This is a genomic window from Biomaibacter sp. TOL (assembly GCF_059717795.1).
The window spans coordinates 3,483,625-3,504,787 of record NZ_AP046092.1 but is presented as its reverse complement, the minus strand read 5'-3'; the positions used below and the strand labels follow the sequence as shown (position 1 = coordinate 3,504,787).

Genomic DNA, 21,163 nt, shown 5'->3' with positions numbered 1-21,163 from the left:
ATGGCGACCCAGAAGGGATTCGAACCCTCGACCTCCAACGTGACAGGCTGGCGTTCTAAACCAACTGAACTACTGGGCCGCAAATTTTTATTCTGGTGGGCGAAACAGGGATCGAACCTGTGACCCCGTGCTTGTAAGGCACGTGCTCTCCCAACTGAGCTATCCGCCCTGAAGACATTAATAAGTATACCTTAGAATCTAGCGGGTGTCAAAAATCATTAATTATTATTATACATATTTATTTTTATTATGCGCTTGATAGCTCTCAATTACTCCGGATATCTAGCTGCAATGTTTGAAGGTTATTTTTTAAGATTTCATGTATTATCGTTGTTTAAATTATATAAATATCCCGACGATTTGTCAAGTCTTGAAACATCCATTATACATTTTGCGGTTTTTTCATCGGTTATAAGTACGTCCAGCATATTGCTCTTCAACGCTCCAAGGATGGACTTGACTTTTTCTTCGCCTGTCGCCACTCCTATGACTCTTGGGATTCTCTTTATATCTTCCGTACTGATGGATATGACCCGTCCGTCGAGCTCAGTGCGCAATTTGCCGTCTATATCAAAAAAATGAGCACATATATCCCCAACTGCATTCTCCCTTTTTAAAGATTCCAGGTCTTTCTCTTTCAAATAACCGGTTTTGAAAAAGCTTGAGGTTTCATCTATATTGCCTATTCCAACCACGGCTATATTTACCGCCCTGGCCATGTTCAATATTTCCTGAATGGTATTATCCTTTATAATTGCGGCCTTTATTTCCTGGCTGTCTACTATAGCCGGCGCTGGAAGTATGAAAGACCGCCCTCCGAAACTTTCGGCCATTTTCCTTACTATTTCATTGGCGCTTTCCGAACTTTGCCCTAGGCTGCCAATAATCTGGACTACCTTTATATTCTTTCTTTCGCTTATGCCTATGGAATCGACTACAGCTTTCAATGTCCTGCCCCAGGCCACTCCGATTGAATCCCCGTCTTTTACAATCCTTCTTAAGTACTTTGCTGCGGCAGCAGTCACTTGTGCAAAGGACCTTGAGTAATTCCCGTTTACATTGCGGACTATAATGGCTTCTTTCAAACCAAATATGTTTTCGAATATTTTTTCAAGCTCTGATCTTGCGGGTTCAGGATAATTTATTTTTATGTCAATTAAATTGTGTTCTTTGGCTGCTTTGAGCAATCTGGAAACCTTTGGCCTCGACAAATTGAGCTTTTGGGCAATTTCCCTCTGCGGGACATCATCAAGATAATACAGTTCAGCTACTTTAATCATCAGTTCAATATCGTAGTCCGCCACGTCAATCCTCCTAATTAGCCCGCAGAGATATCTGCGGGCTAAATCCAAATATTATCCTACTTATTTTAAGCAAAAATGTCAACTATATTGTATCAAAAGATCAAACACCCAGTTTGTTCAACCTTATTTGTTCATTTTTTGTAAAATTATTTACAGGCACATGCCCTTTTAGAGGCATTATTTTTTCATGTATTGCGTCGATTATCCAGTCGGCCTGTGGATAGAAAAACTTCTCCAGTTCAAACGCAGGAGTAATCCAGTTTTTGGCCCCGACCGCCACAGGAGGCGCATCAAGGTAATCAAAGGCAAGTTCGGTTATATTTCGGGCAAAATCGTTCAGCATTGAACCGCGTTCACATTCATCACTGGAAATCACGATCTTTCCCGTCTTTTTCACGGATTCAATAACTTTTTCATAATTGAAAGGAACCACAGATCTGGCGTCTATCACTTCAGCGGAGACACCAAATTTTTGTTCGAGTATTTTTGCGGCCTCCACTGCCTGGTAGAGCACGGGGCCTATGGTCAGTAGGGTTATATCTTTTCCTTCCTTCTTAATATCGGGTTCGCCTATCGGTATCTCATAATAGCCCTCGGGAACTCCTTCAAGGTGGAACATTTCTCCTATGTCATATATCTTCTGACTTTCAAAAAACACCACCGGATCCGTCCCCATCAGGGCGCTATTCATAATACCTTTTGCATCATAGGGAGTAACCGGGTATACAACTTTCAAGCCCGGGATATGAGCACATAATGATGTCCAGTCCTGGGAATGCTGAGCGCCATATTTTGCTCCCACCGATACTCTCAATACCACTGGCATTTTCAAAACTCCGGCACTCATTGCCTGCCATTTGGCGAGCTGATTGAATATTTCATCTCCGGCCCTTCCCATAAAGTCTGCGTACATGAGTTCCACCACCACTCTGCCGCCTGAAATGGCGTAGCCGACCGCGGATCCTACTATGGCTGCCTCAGAAATCGGGGTATTGAAAAATCTGTGGTATGGCAGAGATTCCGTCAATCCCTTATATACTCCAAAAGCTCCTCCCCAATCTCTATTATCCTCGCCATAGGCAATCAATGTTGGATCGGTATAGAACTTGTCTATGATTGCTTCGAAAATCCCATCTCTCAACTGGTAAGTTTTTATCCTGGAAACGGGTTTACCGTCTTGAATGCCCACTCTAATCTTATTTTTAATCTGTTTTACCCGCGGGTTTTCTTCCTTTGGAATAAGCACTTCGCATTCTCTGTCATCCATTTTTTCGATTCTCAGGTTGGAAAACATTAGATTACCAATAAAGTCGGGGTTTTTAACTAGGTCAATTCTGGGAGATATGCTGTCGTCAATGGCCAGCCTGAATATCTTCAAAATCAACTCCTTACTATCCTGCCTTATGGTTTCGATTTCATTTTCCGAGGCAATGCCTGCTTTGATCAGGTCATCTTTGAAAGAAACCAACGGGTCAATAGCTTTCCATGCGTCCAGTTCTTCTTTTGTCCTGTATGTTTCGGCGTCTGAAGGAGAATGTCCGGTCAATCGGTAGGTAACTGTATCTAAAAGAACAGGACCGCCATTTTCCTCTATTATCCTCTTCTTCCTCTTTATAGCATCTATCACCGCCAGAGGATTGTAACCATCAATTCTTTCGGCATGCATCTGTTCCGGATTTATACCTGCTCCTAACCTCGCCAGGAACTGGTATCCCATCGTTTCTCCATTGGTTTGACCGCCCATGCCGTAATGGTTGTTAAAAAAGTTGAATATGATTGGGAGGCCGCCCCTGTATCCTTCTTCCCACAATGTCTTAAATTGATCCATAGCCGCCATGTTCATTGCTTCCCAAACCGGGCCGCACCCAACAGCGCCGTCGCCCACATTGGAAATAACTATTCCCTTCTTTTTATTAACTTTTTTGTAAAGAGCGGCGCCCATTGCAATAGGAGCGGATCCTCCTACAATGGCGTTGTTGGGGTATATCCCAAAGGGCGTGAAAAAAGCGTGCATCGAATTGCCCAGACCTTTTGCAAACCCGTTCTCCCGACCGAAGATCTCTGCCATGGCACCGTAGATGAAGAAATCCACTGCTAATTGTTTAACGTCGTTCTTATCTTTCTGCTTGCCCTCGACCACCTTGAGCACTGCTCCGTCAAAAGTTTCTTTCATTATGGTTAATAGTTCATCATCGCTCATTTTTTGAATACAGGAAAGAGCTTTTGCTATTATTTCCCCATGGCTCCGGTGAGATCCAAAAATATAATCGTCTTTATCCAGCTCAAATGCCTGACCCACCGCCGACGCCTCCTGACCCAAAGAAAGGTGTGCGGGACCGGTGTATTTGTACGGTATGCCTTCATATTCATTGGTGGTTCTCACCGTATGAAGCATAATTTCAAATTCCCTAATGATTGTCATATCCCGGTATATCCTTAAAAAATCATCCTTTGAAAAATTCGCTTTCTCTTCATTCAAGCTCTTATTATATTGATTTACCGGTATATCCTTAAAAGTTATCCATCCGCTTTTTCTCATTTCTTCCGGATTAATGAAAAGAGTTTTAGACATTTATTTTGCCTCCCATAAACTCAAAATTTAAAAATAGCCTCCCGAATTATTTCCGAAACCGTCGGGTGCGGAAACACCAGTTGTTTGATATCCTTTACCCTCATTTCATTCTCTATCAAAAGCGCAGCGCCGTAGATAATCTCCGAAGAATAGTTGCCAATCATATGAATTCCTATAATCCTGCCGGTCCTTTTATCCGCCAGAATTTTACAAATTCCGTCCCCTTGCTCATTCTCCGCCACATACCTGCCACTGAAACGCATCGATACGGTGGATTTTTCAAAATCTATTCCCTTTTGATTTGCGGTCTCCTCATTCTCTCCCACTGATGCAACTTCGGGATTCGTATATATTACGGAGGGAATGGCATGGTATCTTACAATATCTTTACTTCCCGTCATGTTGTTGACCGCAACTTCGGCCTGCCTGTATGCAGTGTGGGCCAGCATCAATTGACCGGTTACATCGCCCGCAGCGTATACCTCAGGGATATTCGTCCTGCATGCGCCGTCAACTTTTATTCGCCCCTTTTGTATCTCCACACCGATTTTCTCTAGGCCTACTCCCCGGGTTACAGGGCTTCTTCCAATACTCATAAGTATTTTTTCGGCTTCTACCGAACTCCTCTGGCCATTTATCTCATAGAAGACCGAATTGTCTTTTATTTCCACAACTCTGGAATTGAGATAGAATTCAACGCCTTTTTTTTGATAAGTTTTCATAAGTATTTCAGACAGTTCCCGATCGATATTGCCAGCGATATGGTCCAGCATTTCGACAATCGTTACTTTGCTGCCGGCAGAATTGAAATATGACGCCATTTCAAGACCTATGACTCCTCCGCCGATAATTACAAGAGATTCCGGAACCTTTTTGAGGTCAAGAATTTCGCGATTTGTCAGAACGATACCTTTATCTACGGCTTCCATTGCGCCGGGAATTGGCGGAATGATTGGCTCGGAGCCGGTTGCTACCAACAGTTTCCCGGCGGTAAAGGTTTCGCCGCATGCTGCTACAGCGTAGCCTTTTTCCGTCTTCCCCTTGATTTCACCGAAGCCTTCCAGCACTGTAACATTACAGCTTTTAAGCTGGGATCGGACACCGGAGACCAGGATCTTTACAACTTTGTTTTTTCTGGCGACTACGGCTTCATGGTTCAAGTTGATGTTTCCGGCATCAACTCCGTATTTTTCACCATATTTCGCACTTTCATAAATCTTGGCGGAATAGAGCATGGTTTTTGTGGGAATACAGCCTTCATTCAAGCATACTCCACCCAGATATCTTTTTTCGAGCAAAAGGGTGTTTAAACCTGCCCGGGCGGCCCTTTCCGCTCCCAAATAACCGGCAGGTCCGCCGCCAATGACTATCAAATCATAATCCATGTTTTTATCACCTGCTGTCAATTAAAATTTTATGTCTGTTCAGCATCTTTGGCAGACATATGAACAATAAAAATTATGCGCCTTCCTGTATAGATGGCAAGACTTTTTTACTTGTACAAAAACTTATCTTGCCAACAAAAGGATGAAGTTTTCCAGGTTTGTCTTGAGATCTTTCAAGAACCTAGCGGCCGGAGCGCCATCCACAGCCCTATGGTCAAAGGTAAGAGATAACCCCATGGCAGGATAATAATCGTATCCACCGTTGACCAGCCTTGGCCTGTGGACAATGGAGCAGACGCCAAGTATCCCGGTCTGTGGTGGATTTAGAATGGGTGTGAAATGTTCCACATCCAGCGTTCCGAGATTTGTTACAGTAAAGGTGCCTCCTTTCAGGTAATCCGGATTGATGGAACCTTTTCTGCACTGTTCGGCTAGTTCTTTAACTTCTTTCGAAATTTCATTTAAGGATTTCATGTCAGCGTTGAATATGGTGGGCACCATCAAGCCTCTTTCAGTATCTACAGCCACGCCAAGATGTACATTTTCAAATACCATCATGGTGTCATCAACAAGGTGGGCGTTCAATTCCGGGTGGGTTAAAAGGGTCCTTGTCACCGCATAGAGCACCATATCGTTCAAAGTTATGTTCTCCAGATTATATTTCTCCCGGCTGGCTTTGACCTTTTCCCTATACGCCATTATTTCCGTGGCGTCAAATGTGGTATTAATCGTCAATTGAGCAGTGCTTTCAAGTGAATACATCATATTTTTTGCAATGACTTTTCTAATGTTGCTGAATTTTATTTCCTTATACTGTGACATAGGGCAGGAGTTTTCCATCATGTGCTTTTGTGGAACCTGTAGTTTTCCCACATCTTCTTTAATTGCAGCTTTTTCTTCAGTCTTCTTCACTTCTGCAATACCCTGGATGTCCACCGTGGTGATTCTTCCTCCAATACCAGTGCCTCTCGATATCGGCAGATTAATATCTGATTTTTGATATTCCTCTTTTGCCGCCGGGGTAAATATGGGGCCTTCTTTTATCAGTTCAAGTATGTCCCTTTCTATGATCCTGCCTTCCGGACCGGTGGGGCTGGCAAACCTGAAGTCCACTCCCGCCCTCTCGGCCAGATTCTTTGCCCGTGGGGAAATCTTTATCTCTTCATGCCCTGTTTCAGCCGGCACAGGTTCTGACCTGTCTGACCTTTCTTCTAACTGAGCTTCATCTGTTGAGCTTTTGGCTCTTTTATCCCTCAGTTCTTGAATTTCAATGAGGTTTTCCGACACGCCACCGGCCGGAGCAATGCTATCAAATTTTTCCCCCTCTCTGCCGATTACGCCAACATCCGTAAGTACCCGGACTTCATCCCCCTCGTTGAAAAATACTTCAAGAAGTGTTCCATCTACCTCAGCTTCCACATCAAAGGTGGATTTGTCAGTTTCGATGGTAAATAAAACTTCCCCTGCTTTTACCTGTTCCCCTTTTTTCTTATGCCATTTTGCTATAATGGCACTTTCATCCGATAGCCCAATTTTGGGCATTTTTACAGGTGTAGCCATGCTTATCTTCCTCCATCAAAATATTCATGTTCATAGTGAAATTTTGTTCATATATAATATTTTGTTCATTATGTTATATTCTACATCAAAACTAATTTTCCTTCTTTCTTTCCGTTTTTTTTCAAAAAAAATAGCCCTCCCGGGCTAAAATTTCCTTTTCTCTTTCCCTCAAGGTTTATATTCTTTCACAGGAACATAATGTTGCCGTTACTTGTTTTGAAACTTTTCGAGTAACTTATCCATAATAGCATCAGCTTTTTTTATGGCGTCTCCTACACCGACTTGAATGATGGGCTTCTTAGAAAATCTTTGAGTATTTTTTATACCCATATCCTTCGTCAAAATTACTACATCGGCTTCATCAGCTTCTTGTTGGGTTATCTCATTCTCTATTCCTATGGAACCTTGAGTTTCTACTTTAATTGTAATACCTTTTCTCTTTGCAGCTTTTTCCAGGGCTTCAGCTGCCATATACGTATGGGCTACCCCTGACGGGCATGCCGTAACGGCCACGATTTTCATGGTTATCCTTCCTTTCTGTATCTTTTGCTAATTCTATTCTAAAATGTATCTTTGTATATTATAACTTAATTTGCTATTATTTTTAAAGAAGCGGAGATAAAAATTAATTAAAAATCCAGGCCTTCTATTTTTAATTCCTCATCCTCATTCTTTTGTTCAATGGGTTTCTTGAGGGCATTGACCATAAATGCTGTAATTGCTATTCCAACAAGTGTTGATATAATATATCCAGGAATGTTTTGTACTACCGGAAGAACTATCCAGCCTCCCCATGGTGCGTTATTTCCCACATTTAACAACATTGCTGTTATAGCGCCTGCAGCGGAACCAACCATCAAGGAAGGGATAACTTTTATAGGGTCCATTGCTGCAAAAGGTATGGCGCCCTCAGTAATTCCAATCAAGCCCATTATCAATGCAGCTTTGCCGTTTTCTCTCTCTTCAATAGTGTATTTTTTTGGCGCCAACCATGTAGCAACTGCCATTCCTAAAGGAGGAGTACAAATGGCTACACCTACAGGGCCCATAACCGTTATTATTCCTTCCTTGATTAATCCTACTGCAAAAGTGTATGCTACTTTATTAACAGGGCCTCCCATATCAAAAGCAATCATAGCACCAAGGATTAATCCCAATAAAACCTTGTTTCCCAATCCCAAACCTTTTAACCATTCGGTCAATCCGGCCATTATTCCTGCTATGGGAGCTCCTATAACCCATACCATCAATCCACCAACTATTAAGGTGCCAAAAATGGGAAATACGAAAATAGGCATTACGGGTTTAAGATTTTTAGGTACCTGTATCTTTTTAAGATAAAAAACCACGATTCCGGCTACAAGTCCTGCAATAAGCCCACCTAAAAATCCAGCACCGATCTGATTTGCCAGATATCCTCCAATGGCACCGGGCGCAATGCCGGGTCTGTCCGCCATTGAAAAAGCTATATAACCTGCCAAAATAGGAACCATCAACGAAAAACCGCCGACACCTATATTAAATGTATCTTTTAAAAAACCAGATTCCGGAACCGATGGTTTGCCGGAAATTGCTACTGAAAGAGCTATCAATATACCACCGGCTACTACAAAAGGAATCATGTACGAAACGCCTGTCATAAGATGTTGTCTGGTTTTCTTTAAAAGATCTACCAATTCTCCCATTATTAATACCTCCCTAATATCATTTCATTTTATTTCTGTAGTTTTAAGTGAAACCATCTGAAACCCGATACAACTTCCTTAATATCCTTTGACAGTATCTCCTTCTGTCTTAACCGCCTATACTAGCATTAATACCGTTTTCTAAAAATGAATTTTTGATCCTTTCCATATCTTTTTTATCAGGTGTTATCAGTTCTTTGAAAAAATAATCTCTATCAAGTTGCTGATATTTATTCTTGCCCAAATGGTGTTGCGGCAGCAGATGGACCGTTTTTAAACCCAATTTGCTCATAATTTCTATAAATCCATCAATAGTGTTTTCATCATCATTGAAACCCAGAACAACAGGTATCCTGATAATCGGCTTAAACCCTTTATCCACTAATTGTTGCAAATTGCTCAAAATCAATTCATTTGAAACACCTGTCATGTCCTTATGCCTTTGCGGATATATATGTTTTAAATCATAGAGGATATGATCGGCGTATTCTGCAACCATCAACAGGATATTTTCCTCAGCATAACCTGTGGTTTCAATAGCCGTATTGATGCCGCTTCTCTTGACAGACTTTAGCAAGTCCAGGACAAAATCGTGCTGTACCAGACACTCCCCTCCAGAAAGAGTTAACCCTCCTCTGGAATACTCATAAAAAACCCTGTCTTTTTCTACTTCATCCATCACCTCCTCAGTGGTTTTTGTATATCCAAAACGCCTCAATGCACCTGTCGGGCAAACCTGCTGGCACTTGAAGCATCGAATGCATTTCTCTCTATTTACCATAATGCTTTCATCAGTAGCAATGATGCATTTTTCAGGGCAAACCGAGACACACGTCTTGCACAAAATGCAGCTTTTAACATTGTATCCCAGTTCAGGGTAGATTTCCTGGGTCTCAGGATTGCTGCACCATTTGCACCTCATCGGACATCCCTTTAAAAACACTATCGTGCGGATGCCCGGCCCGTCATGAACACTGTAATGCTGTATATCCGTAACAATGCCGGTCTTACATCCCATGCTCGGTCCTCCTGATGATGTCATTTTGCAGAGATTCATCCAGTTCAGTGAAAAATGCGCTGTATCCCGCTACTCTCACTACTAAGCTTTTATACTCATCCGGGTTTTTCTGAGCTTCTCTTAAGGTATCGGCTGATATTATATTGAATTGTATGTGGATAATCTTAAGCGCCGAAAAGGCCCTCAAGTACGCCACAAATTTTTCTAAACCCTCTTTACCTTCTAATGCCGACGGATGAAACTTCTGATTCAGCAGGCTTCCGTTTGACAGAAGGTAGGAATCCAGTTTCCCTACGGACTTCAGTACTGCCGTAGGTCCTTTCTTGTCTCGGCCCACCATCGGCGAAAGGCCGCCGTCTGCAAGCTGGAAACCGGCATTTCGTCCATCGGGAGATGCACCTACATCGGCTCCCAAAGGTATGTGAGCCGACACGGTATATGAGCCTGGTTGGAAAATTCCACCCCGGATATTTTTATATTTCTCCACTTCTTTACAATAAAACCTTAAGACATCTGAAGCTAGGTCATCTACTTTATCTATGTCATTTCCGTATTTACTAACATGATTTATAAAATAATGCTGCCACGTCTCATATCCTTTGAAATCAGCCGCCAGCATCTCCTTCAATTTATCAAATGTGAGCTTTTTATCCTCAAAGACTACTTTTTGCATCACTTCTAAAGAGTCAGCAACATTCGCAACCCCAATTCCCTGAACTCCAGAAAAGTTGAATCTTGCTCCTCCTACTGTCACATCCATGCCCTTTTCTATGCAATCATCGATAAATAGTGACAGAAATGGAGTCGGAGCTATTTCCCGGTGAGCTTTGTCCACTGCATTGGCACCTTTTACCATAAGGGATATTCCAGCCTTAATCTTCTCTTTATAAACCTTCATCAGTTCGTCAAAGGTTCCATAATCTCCATCCAGAGTCTCTTCCAGAACTTTCATGAGATTGAACAATGCTATGTCGTGAAGCCCATAGGTCTTGCCCGGAATGGAGAGTTCCACACAGCCAACCACGCCATAATCCCTAGCCTCCTCCAGAGGCACCCCTCTGTTCAAATATGCCGGGATAACGACTTCATCGTTGAAAATCTGCGGCATTCCTATCCCTAAGCGTATTACTTCTGCTGCTCTTTTCAGGAAAGTATGAGGAGAGTTAGAGTGAATTCTGATGCCTATATTAGGCTGAGGTAAGCTTATATCCTCAGTAGCTTTCAGGCAAAGATAAGAAAGCTCATTTGTGGCATCTTTACCCTTTTCATCAACACCACCAAGCACTATATTGTAACCAATTGGAAAACCTGCAAAATGCCTGGCGCTTTCTGCGCTCCTTATGGCAACAACCTCATTAATCTTTATCCAAAGACATTCCAGCAACTCCAGAGCAGTCTCCTGGCTTATCCGCCCTTCATTGATGTCTTTTTTATAAAATGGATACATATACTGATCAAACCTACCTGGAGAAATTGAGCTGGCGTTTGATTCACATTGCAGTATCACATTTATAAACCAGAAAAGCTGCAGGGCTTCATAGAAGTCTCCAGGCGGTTTGGTAGATACCTTTTGGCAGATATTGGCGATTTTTTCAAGTTCAAGTTTTCTTTCTTGAAATTTTTCATTTTTTGAAAGCTCCAAAGCTAAATCTCTATACCGCAGTATAAAGTGTTGAGAAGCGTTTAATGTTATTTTCGCCGCTTCATAGAAGGTTTTTGTAGACGAGCTCCCAGCAGCAAGCGCTTTTTCTTCGATTTCCTTCAGCAATCCTTCCATACCAATTTTCAATACTCTTTCATAACCAGGAATAATGTGCCCTTGCCCCTTATCGGTTTGATTCAACTTGAATACTTTCCTTGGCAAGGAATCTTTAACATCCTCCGGAAGCAGCTCATTGACCTTATCTCTTAAAGTTCTCCCTTTCCAGTATGGATATAGCACTTCCCTGAAGACTTTCTTATCATGCTCTGTTATCTCAAATCTGTCCTGAGGCCTTGTAGAAATGGTGTCCAATTCTTCATAAAACCAGTCTACATCCATTTCCGGTGAAACCACACCCATTCTCGGCTTTGGGGAGCGGCCTCCCACTATCAACTCGCCGTCATTGATGACGATTTCCATCTTATTCAGAATATTTTCAAGGGCTTTTGCCCTGCGTATAATCACTGGCTCGCCTTCAGTTTTTTCATAGGACTCTTTATAAAGAAGGGCCCTCTCCAGATAAATCTCCCGCGGCTTTTCAAAAAGCCGGGCCTTTAATTGAGATATTCTGGACATCTTTCATGCCTCCTTGAAGACTGATTGAAGCATCTCAAGAAGCTCTTTTTCATCCTTTGCTTTCATCAATCCTTCTCTGAATTCGTCATGTATCAATTTTCTGGAAAGCATTGCTAGAATCTGTAAATGCTGGTTTGAAGCACCTGCGTCAGGAACAGCCAACAAAAAAACCAGATTGACGGGATTGCCGTCCATGGAATCCCATAAAATGCCCTTTGAAGATTTGCCGAAGGCCACTGCCGGTTTTGTCACTGCACGACACTTCCCATGAGGAATGGCTATACCCATGCCTATACCCGTAGTACCAAGACTTTCTCTCCGTTTTACTTCATCTAAAAATTCCTCTATTAACTTTAGATTGCCATTGTTATAAAGGAGATTTGCAAGCTCTGATATCGCATCTTCCTTGGTTATACCTTTCAAGTCCATTTTTATCAAATTCTTATTTATCATTTCTTCTGCTGCTATTTCATCCATTTAAATTTCTCCCCTCTTAAGTAGTATCTTGTTAATTTCTAAAGAGTTTTTTGCCTCTCTAATCATTTTTAATAATTCAGGATTATCCATCATATCGTAAAACTCTTTAAAAAAACTTTTGGTATATTTACTGTTATTAAAATGTAACGCCAGGTAGAAGACCAAATCCACCTTTTCCCCCCACCAGTCGATGGACTCACTGAGAGTAATGACAGAAACTGCTGGTTTTATTACCTGACGGTCTTCGCCATGGGGTATGGCCACCCCTTTCCCTATATATGTTGATGTGATTTTTTCCCTATCAAGAGCTGTTTTTATAAACTCATGCTTTACATAGCCTTTTTCTACCAGAATATTACCTATGTCTTCTATGATTTCTTCTTTTTTTCTATATCTTTTTTTATAGAATATGAGTTCTTGAGGAATCAAGTCGCTCACAAAACCGCCTTCATGGTTTTGTAATGTATGCCTTATCTTAATATTGTTGTAATTCCCTATGGCATTACGAATTTTTATTACATCGGATCCGGTTACAAGAGGCGATATCAGTATTACAGGCAGATCTTTTAAATCCAACGGGATTGTAGAAATTATCAGGTCAACACTTTTACTTTTGAGTATTGAATCAACAACCCCGGCCGGTACCACATCTTCAATGATTATTTCCGGCAGTAATTTCTTCAGCCTTGTAGCAAGCAACTGAGCGGTACCGATGCCGCTTGAGCAAACCACCAAGGCTCTTTTTGGGGATGTGGCCCTGTCAATGGCTGCTCCCAGGTGCATAGCCAGATACCCTACTTCTTCTTCGCCTACTTTTATTCCCATGCGGTTTTCAATAATTCCTGCCGCAATCCAGGCAATCCCGTATACAGCAGTATAGTTTTCTTTGATCTGGTGCAATATTGGATTGTGAAGGTTCATTCCATTTTTAATCCTATTTATCACTGGCCTGAGATGCAAAGCCAGGCCGGTCACCAGTACCTTGTCACTGGAAAGTTTAACATCAATGGTGTTCTCTGTGACATGTATAATATCATAAACAATTTTAATCAGGTCATCGTCGAAATCTTTTAACATTTCTTCTATGTCCTTTTCTTTAAGGGGAAGGCTTCTCTGGATCTTTGCGCCTAAAATATGCAATGATATATAACCTGTTTCACTTTCGGGAATTTTTATGTTAAATTCTTTTTCTAGTTCTTCCGTGATAAAACTAGCAATTTTAAACTCCTCAGTTTCTTTCAATTTTTGAATCTGGGAGCCGGGCATTTTAATATCTTTTTTGTCCCGAAGCCGCTGGATACTTATGACCAGATGCACAATCAACGCCGTATACGTTTCTTCAACAAACCTGGAATTTAGTTGTTTTTCTGCTTCCAGCAATATTTTTTCAATTTTCCTTACATCTATTTCTGGGAACATTTCTGCCAGCTGTTTATAATTATCCGGGTCTAATCTTCTGTCCAGGGGAATTGCAACAGGCTCCCTGACCAGGTTTTTCAATTTATCTTTTTCCAGATGTTCTGCAAGAAAATTCGCTAAAGCCTTTCGCCAATTTTCTTCTTCCCCGATTATCTCTAAACCATAATTAGGCTTTTTTATTAATGCAAGCTGGTGCTTACCTAGCCACTTTTCTACATTTTCAAGATCTTTATATATTGTCATCCTACTTACAAACAATTCATCCGCCAGTTGTTGGGACGTTAAATTCTTGTCAGTCTGCAACAATCTTGATATAATATATTTCTCCCTTTCAGTGGAGTCAAAAGGCTCGGAATAGTATTCGCCAAGTTCCGATAGTTTATCACTCAACATGATCTTTTGCTCGGCAGTGGCTTTTAGATATACACCCATCCTCGGTTTTTTAACAAGTTTTATATCAAAACCATCTAGCCACTCCTGAATAATTTGAAGGTCGCTGCGTACGGTTCTGGAAGAGACTTTTAAAGCCTCCCCTATTTTTTCTGTCGTTATGGGTCCGGTGGTATTTATCAATATTTTTAATATCTCATGATGTCTTGCTTCAAGATTTGTCATTGGCATCACGCCTTTTAAAAAAGTCTTTTTTTTCCGGAAATTTATGAGGAAAAACTTTATTATTCCGGAAAAATATTATTTTTTCATTTTGTTAATTTTATTATAACATGTTTATTATAAGCAAAAGGCAGTATTTATTTCTACTTTAATGCGGAAACTGTTTATTATTTACTCAACTTTCGCAGATCAAACTATAACTACAAACCTTGATAAATCAATAAAAATAAGCAAACAAAAATGCAAGGAGCTTCCTTTTTGTGATATAATGGAATTGGACAAAATACACAAGAAAGGAAGATCCTTGCAATGTCCATTATATCACATTATAACGAAAATGAAAACCGCTTTTCCTCAACTGTTGACAATTTTTTAAAAGAAAATCGAATAGGGTTCCTACTAAAACAGAGCAATTTCTACAAGGAAAAGGGAATTTCATGCTATGCTGTTTTCAAGTTCCTGTTCACTCTTGTATTCTCCGGTAAGAATCTTTACAGGATTCTGGAGTCGCAAAATTCCAATTTGCCCTTTGCCAAGGATGTCATATATAGATTCCTGAACTCTATATATTATAACTTGCAGAAATTTCTTATGTTACTGGCATCATCCATAATCCGCAGCAAGTTGGTAGGTTTGACATCGGACAACCGTGTCAATGTCCTAATAATAGACGATTCTATATACAGTAGGAATAGAAGCAAGGTTGTCGAACTTTTAGCCAGAGTAAGAGACCATGTGGCACAAAAATACGTTAAGGGATTCAGACTTCTCACCCTTGGATGGTCTGATGGAAATACCTTCATCCCGCTCGGCTTCAACCTCTTGAGTGCACAAACTTCTGAAAACAGGTTGCAACCTATGAACAGTGAAATTGATAAAAGGAGCATAGGCTACAAGCGCCGAATCTCTTCACTCGCGAAAGAAACCGATGCCATGATAGACCTGCTAAAACAGGCAGTGGAGAATAACATCCCTGCAAAATATGTGCTGTTTGATAGCTGGTTTACTTACCCAAGCATATTGTTGAAGATCCTCGGATTAAACCTTAACGTCATAGCCATGGTTAAGAACATGAAGAAAATTTATTACAGTTTTCAAGGCAAAAGAATGAGCCTTCAGTCTATATATTCTTGCGTAAGAAAAAAACGCGGTAAGGCAAAGATACTTTCATCAGTTGTAGTTGGTATCGGCACTGACAATTATGGTAATGAAGTTCTTGCAAAGATTGTATTTGTAAGGGATCGCAACAGATCTCGCAACTGGCTTGCCATTATTTCTACAGATACAACGCTTTCTGATGAAGAAATCATAAGGATATATGGCAAGCGCTGGGATATTGAGATATTTTTCAAGATATGCAAGTCTTACCTTAATCTTGCAAAAGAGTTCCAGGGGCGTTCTTATGATTCTATTGTTGCCCATACTACTATTGTTTTTGCAAGGTACATCATGCTGGCTGTTGAAAACCGCAATAACAAGGATTTGCGGACTATAGGAGGCTTGTTCTATTACTTCTGTGATGAGCTTCAGGATATAAAGTTCATAGAAGCTTTGCAGCTATTGATTGATGCTCTTAAGACTGCTTTGCGTGAAAAGCTCATGCTTTCAAAAGAAGCAATCAGTGAGTTTTTAGATTATTTTATGTCTTGTCTGCCCACTTTCCTTAAGGAAAAGTTGGCACTTTGTTCCTGCGAAAGTTGAGTTATTTAAAAATAAAGGAGGCTCAAAGGCCTCTTTTCTTTGGAATTAATATAATGTTCAACTATTTTTTTCCGGTACTTTTATCTTTTCTTATCTTGCCGTCTTTTTTATCCATCTCTTCTTCTGCCAGGTTTATCATCTTTCTGACCATGTTGCCGCCTATTTTGCCGACTTCCCGGGTTGTCATGTTTTCCCGCCCACGCTTTTCGATGTCGTCGTCCAGATGAAGTTCTTCAGCCACTTCTTTTTTCAAGCTGTCGAGTTCATCTTCAGCTTTAGGATTGACAGGTCTATTTTTCCGGGGCATAAGGATAACCTCCTGAAAAATTTTTTCTATTATATGCAGAAAAGTATACTGTATTCAATAATTTACCGCTGTAATAAACAACCGATTTTCATTTTCTCCGCCTTTTCAATTCTTCCATGATTTCCTGAATGGATATGCCGTCATAGCGTAGGGCTATTAGTAAGTGGAAAATCAAGTCAGCGGCCTCATAAATGGTATCGCTTTTTTCACCGCTCATGGATGCTATGATGACTTCGGAGGCTTCCTCACCCACTTTTTTTAATATCCTTTCTCTGCCACCTTTATAGAGCTTTGCCACATAGGAATCTTCTGGAAGTTCATTGAATCTGGAATCTATTATATCTATTAGATCTTCAAGGATTTCCAATTCACTATTGTGGCCTTTTTTCCGGACCGAGTCATTTTCCGGCTTGTTTTCTTCTCTATTTTTTTTATCTCCAAAATCTTCAACCTTTTGAATACCCTTATCCTCTGTTACTGCCATCAAACTCCTGTAAAAGCATGATTTGTTTCCGGTATGGCATGCCGGGCCTTTTGGATCTACTTTTAAAAGTAATGTATCACTATCGCAATCGTAAAGGATTTCTTTCACTTTTTGGAAATTACCGCTAGTTTCACCCTTTTGCCATAGGGTTCTGCGCTTTCTGCTGTAAAACCATGCATTTTTCGTCTCCAGAGTTTTTTGCAGAGCTTCTTTATTCATATATGCCACCATCAAAACTTCCCCGGTGTTTTTATCTTGAACCACTGCGGGTATGAGTCCTTTTTCATCAAAATGTATTTCAAGATTATCTCCTTTGCTGTCAACGGATATTTCCTTATTGAGGCTAGTTTCGCTCATAATCTCATTTCAATCCCTTCTCGCCGCAGATATTGTTTCACCTGACGGATGCTGTAAGTGCCGTAATGAAATACTGATGCCGCTAGGGCCGCATCAGCCCTGCCTTCCTGAAAAATTTCTTTAAAATGCTCCATTTTGCCTGCACCGCCTGACGCTATCACCGGTACATTCACCCTTTCAGCAACTGCCCTGGTGAGCTCCACATCATAGCCATCCTTGGTGCCGTCGGCATCCATGCTGGTCAGGAGAATTTCGCCTGCTCCCAGTTTCACTGCCCTATCTATCCATTCCAGTGCATCAATTCCCGTGGCTGTACGGCCGCCGTGGATATATACTTCCCAGCCGTTGTGTCTTTTCTTTGCGTCACATGCCAGAACAATGCACTGGCTGCCGAAGCGCCTGGCTCCCTCATATATTAAGCTGGGATTTTGTACGGCTGAAGTGTTCAGGGATACCTTGTCTGCTCCTGCCATAAGCAGGTTTCTTATGTCTTCAATGCTCGATATGCCGCCTCCCACAGTAAGAGGTATGAACACTTCCTTTGCTGCCCTTCTCACCATTTCCACCGTGGTTTTGCGTCCCTCAGCTGATGCGGTTATATCAAGAAATACTACTTCATCTGCTCCCTCAGCGTCATAGAAAGACGCCAATTCTACCGGATCTCCTGCATCACGTAGGTTTATGAAATTTGTTCCTTTCACCACCCGCCCGTCCTTGACATCAAGGCACGGAATGATTCTCTTTTTAAGCATGCTAACCGACCTCGCAAATAATACAAATTTTTACGCCGATAACGTGGAAAACCTCTGTATCAGTTCATTTAAATTCAGCGCTCCGCTGTACAGAGCTTTCCCAATAATTACCCCTTCAACTCCTCTATCTTCATAGCAGGATAATTTCTCCAAATCTTCCATTGATGAAATACCGCCTGATGCAATAATTTTAAAGCCTCCGCAACCCATAATTTTCTTCAGACCCTCTAAATCCGGGCCCGACATCATACCATCTCTGGAGATATCGGTATAAATAATAATATTTATCCCGATTTCGCGAATTTGCTCCAGAACGTTATCGAGTGAAATTTCAGAGACTCGGGTCCATCCTTTTATTGCTACCATGTTGTTTTTTACATCGATTCCAGCAGCTATCTTTTCCGGCCCATAAAATGCGGCCGCTTCTTTTATTACAACTGGAGACTCTATAACTGCGGAACCGAATATCAGTCGATCGATTCCTGCATCAAAATATTTTTTTATAACTTCTAAGTCTCTTACTCCTCCGCCCAATTGAATTTTCGACCTTATTTTTTCCCGAATCTGCTTTATGACCTCAAAGTTTCGAGGCTTTCCCGATTTTGCGCCGTCCAGGTCAACAATGTGAATCCACGATGCGCCCATTTTTTCCCAATTTTTTGCGGCTTCAACCGGATCCTGCAAAAACACGGTTTCCCTAGAAAAATCCCCCTGGATTAATCTCACGCAGCGCCCGTCTTTAATATCTATAGCAGGATATATAATCATCCGGTCATCTCCCCAAAATTCTTTAAAATCTCGAGCCCGAAGAAGCTACTTTTTTCCGGATGGAATTGCACTCCGAAAATGTTGGCCTTTTCGACGCATGAGGTAAAAACGTTGCCATAATCGGTAGTCCCAACTGTTGCATCCTCCGCAGGATCGCAGTAATAGGAGTGAACAAAATAAAAGTCGGTATTGTCAGGTATGTTTGCAAGGAGACGAGAATATCCGGTTTTTTTCACGCTGTTCCATCCCATGTGGGGAACTTTCAGACCTTTATTCTCGAATTCAAATCTCCTGACAGAACCTTTTATTAGCCCCAGGCCTTGAAAATGCCCTCCTTCGAAACTTTCTTCAAATAAGAGCTGCATACCCAGGCAAATGCCCATAAAAGGCATCCCAGACTTTACAACATCATTAATAGTTTCGATCCATCCCATGGATTTAAGGCTGGCGACGGCGTCTTCAAAAGCGCCAACTCCTGGAAGCACCATTCTATCTATATCTTTTATGCCCTGCGCATTTTTAAGCAGTTTTACCTTGAAGCCCAATTTTTCAAAAGCCTTTTGCACACTCATCAAATTTCCCATTCCGTAATCGATTATGCCAATCAAAAACACATCCTCCTTCGGGGCCGGACCGGAAAATACTTTTTGACATCTTTCAAAAGTGTTGACACTATAAAATCCCCTTTGTTGAAGGTATGCCCTTTTCTCTCTCATCGAAACTTACCGCTTCCCTCAGTGCCCTGGCAAAAGATTTGAAAAGAGATTCTATCATATGGTGAGTATTCTGGCCACGGATGACCTGCAGGTGTAGAGTAATTTTTGCACTGTATACAAAAGCTCTGAAAAATTCCTCCACCAATTCCGCGTCAAACTCACCCACCTTATCTCTTATAAAATTCGCCATGAAATAAAGATAAGGCCTGCCGCTGATGTCTACCGTCGAAAATCCCAAAGATTCGTCCATGGGCACAAAAAAGCTTCCGTAGCGGCGGATGGACTTCTTTCCTCCCAGGGCTTTCAGGAAAGCCTCTCCAAGAACTATGCCGGTATCCTCTACCAGATGGTGGAAATCCACCTCCACATCTCCGGCAGCCTCTACTTCAAGATCAAAAAGGGAATGGCGGGAAAATAGAGTCAACATGTGGTTGAAAAAAGCTACTGGAGTTTTAATTAAGCATTGGCCCGCGCCGTCTAAATTTAATCTGACCCGTATATCAGTTTCTGCCGTCTTTCTTGAGATTTCAGCACTTCTTTCCATGATTTCACTTCTTTCGGTAAATTTATATAACCGTTGAGCAACTGTAGTGCAGCAAGTTCGGTTAAATCATATAAATCCGGCTCAGTCACTTTTGTCGGTAAGAAGCGATGCCAACTTATTCAGTCAGAATTTGTCGCAAGGTTTCCAGCAGTACTCTGTTCTGTTCGGGGCTTCCCACGCAAAACCTCAATACATTTTTCAGCTTTTCGCCATTGAGCCTGCGAGTGAGGATCCCCTTTGCCAGGAGTTTTTCGTATACCATATCCCTGGGCTTCTCAAATTCGCACAAAAAGAAATTTGTGGAGCTCGGGTAAACTTTTATTCCGGGAATCTTGTCTAGCTCCACTTTAAGCTCGTCCCGGGATTTAACCAGTTCGTCCCTCAAGTTCTGCACCCAGTCCAGATTTTTTAATATCTCAATCGCGGCGATCTGTGAAAAGAGAGTGACATTATAGGGAAGTTTTACCTTGTATAACTGGTCTATTATGGATTCATGAGCTATGGCATAACCCACCCGCAAGCCCGCCATGGAAAATATTTTTGAAAAGGTACGGATTACAGCTACATGGGGATATATCGAAATGCGGTTTGCAAAGGTCTTCTTTCCGAATTCAAAATACGCCTCATCCACAGCCACAATTCCATTAAAAGATTCGATGAGATCCAGGATTTTCTCCTCGCTGAAGTAATCACCGGTAGGATTGTTTGGATAGCACAAAAACATCATCTGAGGCTGATCTTTGCTGAAATGCTTTTTTATGGCATCCACATCCAGGTCCCAGCGCCAAAAGCCTCCCTTTTGTTCCAGCAAAAGCGGAACTTTTATGACTCTCGCCCCGGAAACGGTTGCAAATATTTCATAACTTGAAAAGGCAGGCACCGGTATTATCACATCCCGCCCAGGACCGGCAAAGGCAAACAATAAATCGCTGATTATCTCATCAGAGCCGCTGCCGACAAATATCTGTTCGGGTTTTACTCCCGTATATTTTGAAAGCTCTTCTCTCAGCTCATCGCAGCTGGGATCATAGTAGAAATTTATTTTTTCATGTTTAAGCCTCTGCCAGATGCGCTCTTTTATTTCAGGCGGAATATCATACGGGCTTTCATTTGCGTCAAGCTTTATACTGCAGGATTCCTTTGAAGGTTTATAAGGTTCTAGTTCTAAAATCTCCTGCCTCACGAATTTTAACCCTGGATTTATTTTGATCTCCTCCCCATATC

The 21,163-nt window shown here is 41.5% G+C and carries 18 protein-coding genes and 2 tRNA genes; 1 reads left to right on the top strand and 19 read right to left on the bottom strand.

Going from position 1 to position 21,163, the window contains the following annotated elements:
• Window position 1: 1 nt before the first annotated feature.
• From AC6I1H_RS17235 to AC6I1H_RS17180, 12 genes are all read right to left on the bottom strand, one after another.
• A tRNA-Asp gene (locus AC6I1H_RS17235) sits at window positions 2-79 on the bottom strand.
• 14 nt (window positions 80-93) lie between these two features.
• Window positions 94-169 (bottom strand) — tRNA-Val (locus AC6I1H_RS17230).
• Window positions 170-317: 148 nt separating this feature from the next.
• A complete protein-coding gene (locus AC6I1H_RS17225) occupies window positions 318-1,304 on the bottom strand; it encodes a sugar-binding transcriptional regulator (RefSeq protein ID WP_497738743.1) in 987 nt (328 codons plus the stop codon).
• 100 nt (window positions 1,305-1,404) lie between these two features.
• A complete protein-coding gene (locus tag AC6I1H_RS17220; RefSeq protein ID WP_497738742.1) occupies window positions 1,405-3,876 on the bottom strand; it encodes an alpha-ketoacid dehydrogenase subunit alpha/beta in 2,472 nt (823 codons plus the stop codon).
• Window positions 3,877-3,896: 20 nt separating this feature from the next.
• Complete coding sequence (gene lpdA, locus AC6I1H_RS17215) at window positions 3,897-5,261, bottom strand: dihydrolipoyl dehydrogenase (protein WP_497738741.1); 1,365 nt, start codon at window positions 5,259-5,261, stop codon at window positions 3,897-3,899.
• A gap of 123 nt (window positions 5,262-5,384) precedes the next feature.
• Window positions 5,385-6,821 carry a dihydrolipoamide acetyltransferase family protein gene (locus AC6I1H_RS17210; protein ID WP_497738740.1) on the bottom strand — a complete coding sequence of 479 codons (1,437 nt, stop codon included), beginning with the start codon at window positions 6,819-6,821 and terminating at the stop codon, window positions 5,385-5,387.
• A gap of 207 nt (window positions 6,822-7,028) precedes the next feature.
• Window positions 7,029-7,343, bottom strand: coding sequence for a PTS fructose-like transporter subunit IIB (locus AC6I1H_RS17205; RefSeq protein WP_497738739.1), 315 nt, complete (start codon window positions 7,341-7,343; stop codon window positions 7,029-7,031).
• Window positions 7,344-7,450: 107 nt separating this feature from the next.
• Complete coding sequence (locus tag AC6I1H_RS17200; protein WP_497740850.1) at window positions 7,451-8,497, bottom strand: PTS fructose transporter subunit EIIC; 1,047 nt, start codon at window positions 8,495-8,497, stop codon at window positions 7,451-7,453.
• A 118-nt stretch (window positions 8,498-8,615) separates the two neighbouring features.
• The gene (locus AC6I1H_RS17195; RefSeq protein ID WP_497738738.1) at window positions 8,616-9,524 is read right to left on the bottom strand and encodes a glycyl-radical enzyme activating protein; all 909 of its coding nucleotides are present in this window, start codon (window positions 9,522-9,524) and stop codon (window positions 8,616-8,618) included.
• Window positions 9,514-11,802 (bottom strand): formate C-acetyltransferase/glycerol dehydratase family glycyl radical enzyme, encoded by a 2,289-nt coding sequence (locus AC6I1H_RS17190; protein WP_497738737.1) that lies wholly within the window; start codon window positions 11,800-11,802, stop codon window positions 9,514-9,516. Before AC6I1H_RS17190 ends, AC6I1H_RS17195 begins: the two co-directional genes overlap by 11 nt.
• 3 nt (window positions 11,803-11,805) lie before the next feature.
• The gene (locus tag AC6I1H_RS17185; RefSeq protein WP_497738736.1) at window positions 11,806-12,279 is read right to left on the bottom strand and encodes a PTS sugar transporter subunit IIA; all 474 of its coding nucleotides are present in this window, start codon (window positions 12,277-12,279) and stop codon (window positions 11,806-11,808) included.
• The gene (locus AC6I1H_RS17180; RefSeq protein ID WP_497738735.1) at window positions 12,280-14,313 is read right to left on the bottom strand and encodes a BglG family transcription antiterminator; all 2,034 of its coding nucleotides are present in this window, start codon (window positions 14,311-14,313) and stop codon (window positions 12,280-12,282) included. It abuts the gene before it with no gap.
• A gap of 306 nt (window positions 14,314-14,619) precedes the next feature.
• Between AC6I1H_RS17180 and AC6I1H_RS17175 the strand changes: the two genes are divergently transcribed.
• The gene (locus AC6I1H_RS17175) at window positions 14,620-16,011 is read left to right on the top strand and encodes an IS4 family transposase (protein WP_497738734.1); all 1,392 of its coding nucleotides are present in this window, start codon (window positions 14,620-14,622) and stop codon (window positions 16,009-16,011) included.
• 61 nt (window positions 16,012-16,072) lie between these two features.
• On the opposite strand, the gene AC6I1H_RS17170 is transcribed toward AC6I1H_RS17175, so the two are convergent.
• From AC6I1H_RS17170 to hisC, 7 genes are all read right to left on the bottom strand, one after another.
• Window positions 16,073-16,318, bottom strand: coding sequence for an alpha/beta-type small acid-soluble spore protein (locus AC6I1H_RS17170; protein WP_497738733.1), 246 nt, complete (start codon window positions 16,316-16,318; stop codon window positions 16,073-16,075).
• An 88-nt stretch (window positions 16,319-16,406) separates the two neighbouring features.
• Window positions 16,407-17,159 (bottom strand): bifunctional phosphoribosyl-AMP cyclohydrolase/phosphoribosyl-ATP diphosphatase HisIE, encoded by a 753-nt coding sequence (gene hisIE, locus AC6I1H_RS17165; protein ID WP_497738732.1) that lies wholly within the window; start codon window positions 17,157-17,159, stop codon window positions 16,407-16,409.
• Window positions 17,156-17,911 (bottom strand): imidazole glycerol phosphate synthase subunit HisF, encoded by a 756-nt coding sequence (gene hisF / locus AC6I1H_RS17160; protein WP_497738731.1) that lies wholly within the window; start codon window positions 17,909-17,911, stop codon window positions 17,156-17,158. Before hisF ends, hisIE begins: the two co-directional genes overlap by 4 nt.
• Before the next feature lie 30 nt (window positions 17,912-17,941).
• A complete protein-coding gene (gene hisA, locus AC6I1H_RS17155; protein WP_497738730.1) occupies window positions 17,942-18,679 on the bottom strand; it encodes a 1-(5-phosphoribosyl)-5-[(5-phosphoribosylamino)methylideneamino]imidazole-4-carboxamide isomerase in 738 nt (245 codons plus the stop codon).
• Window positions 18,676-19,287 (bottom strand): imidazole glycerol phosphate synthase subunit HisH, encoded by a 612-nt coding sequence (gene hisH / locus AC6I1H_RS17150; protein ID WP_497738729.1) that lies wholly within the window; start codon window positions 19,285-19,287, stop codon window positions 18,676-18,678. The genes hisA and hisH overlap by 4 nt, the downstream gene beginning before the upstream one ends.
• Before the next feature lie 64 nt (window positions 19,288-19,351).
• Window positions 19,352-19,939: an imidazoleglycerol-phosphate dehydratase HisB gene (gene hisB, locus AC6I1H_RS17145; protein ID WP_497738728.1), complete on the bottom strand. Its 588-nt coding sequence runs from the start codon at window positions 19,937-19,939 to the stop codon at window positions 19,352-19,354.
• Between the two features lie 115 nt (window positions 19,940-20,054).
• Window positions 20,055-21,122, bottom strand: a complete 1,068-nt coding sequence (hisC, locus tag AC6I1H_RS17140; RefSeq protein ID WP_497738727.1) for a histidinol-phosphate transaminase — start codon at window positions 21,120-21,122, stop codon at window positions 20,055-20,057.
• Window positions 21,123-21,163: the final 41 nt, after the last annotated feature.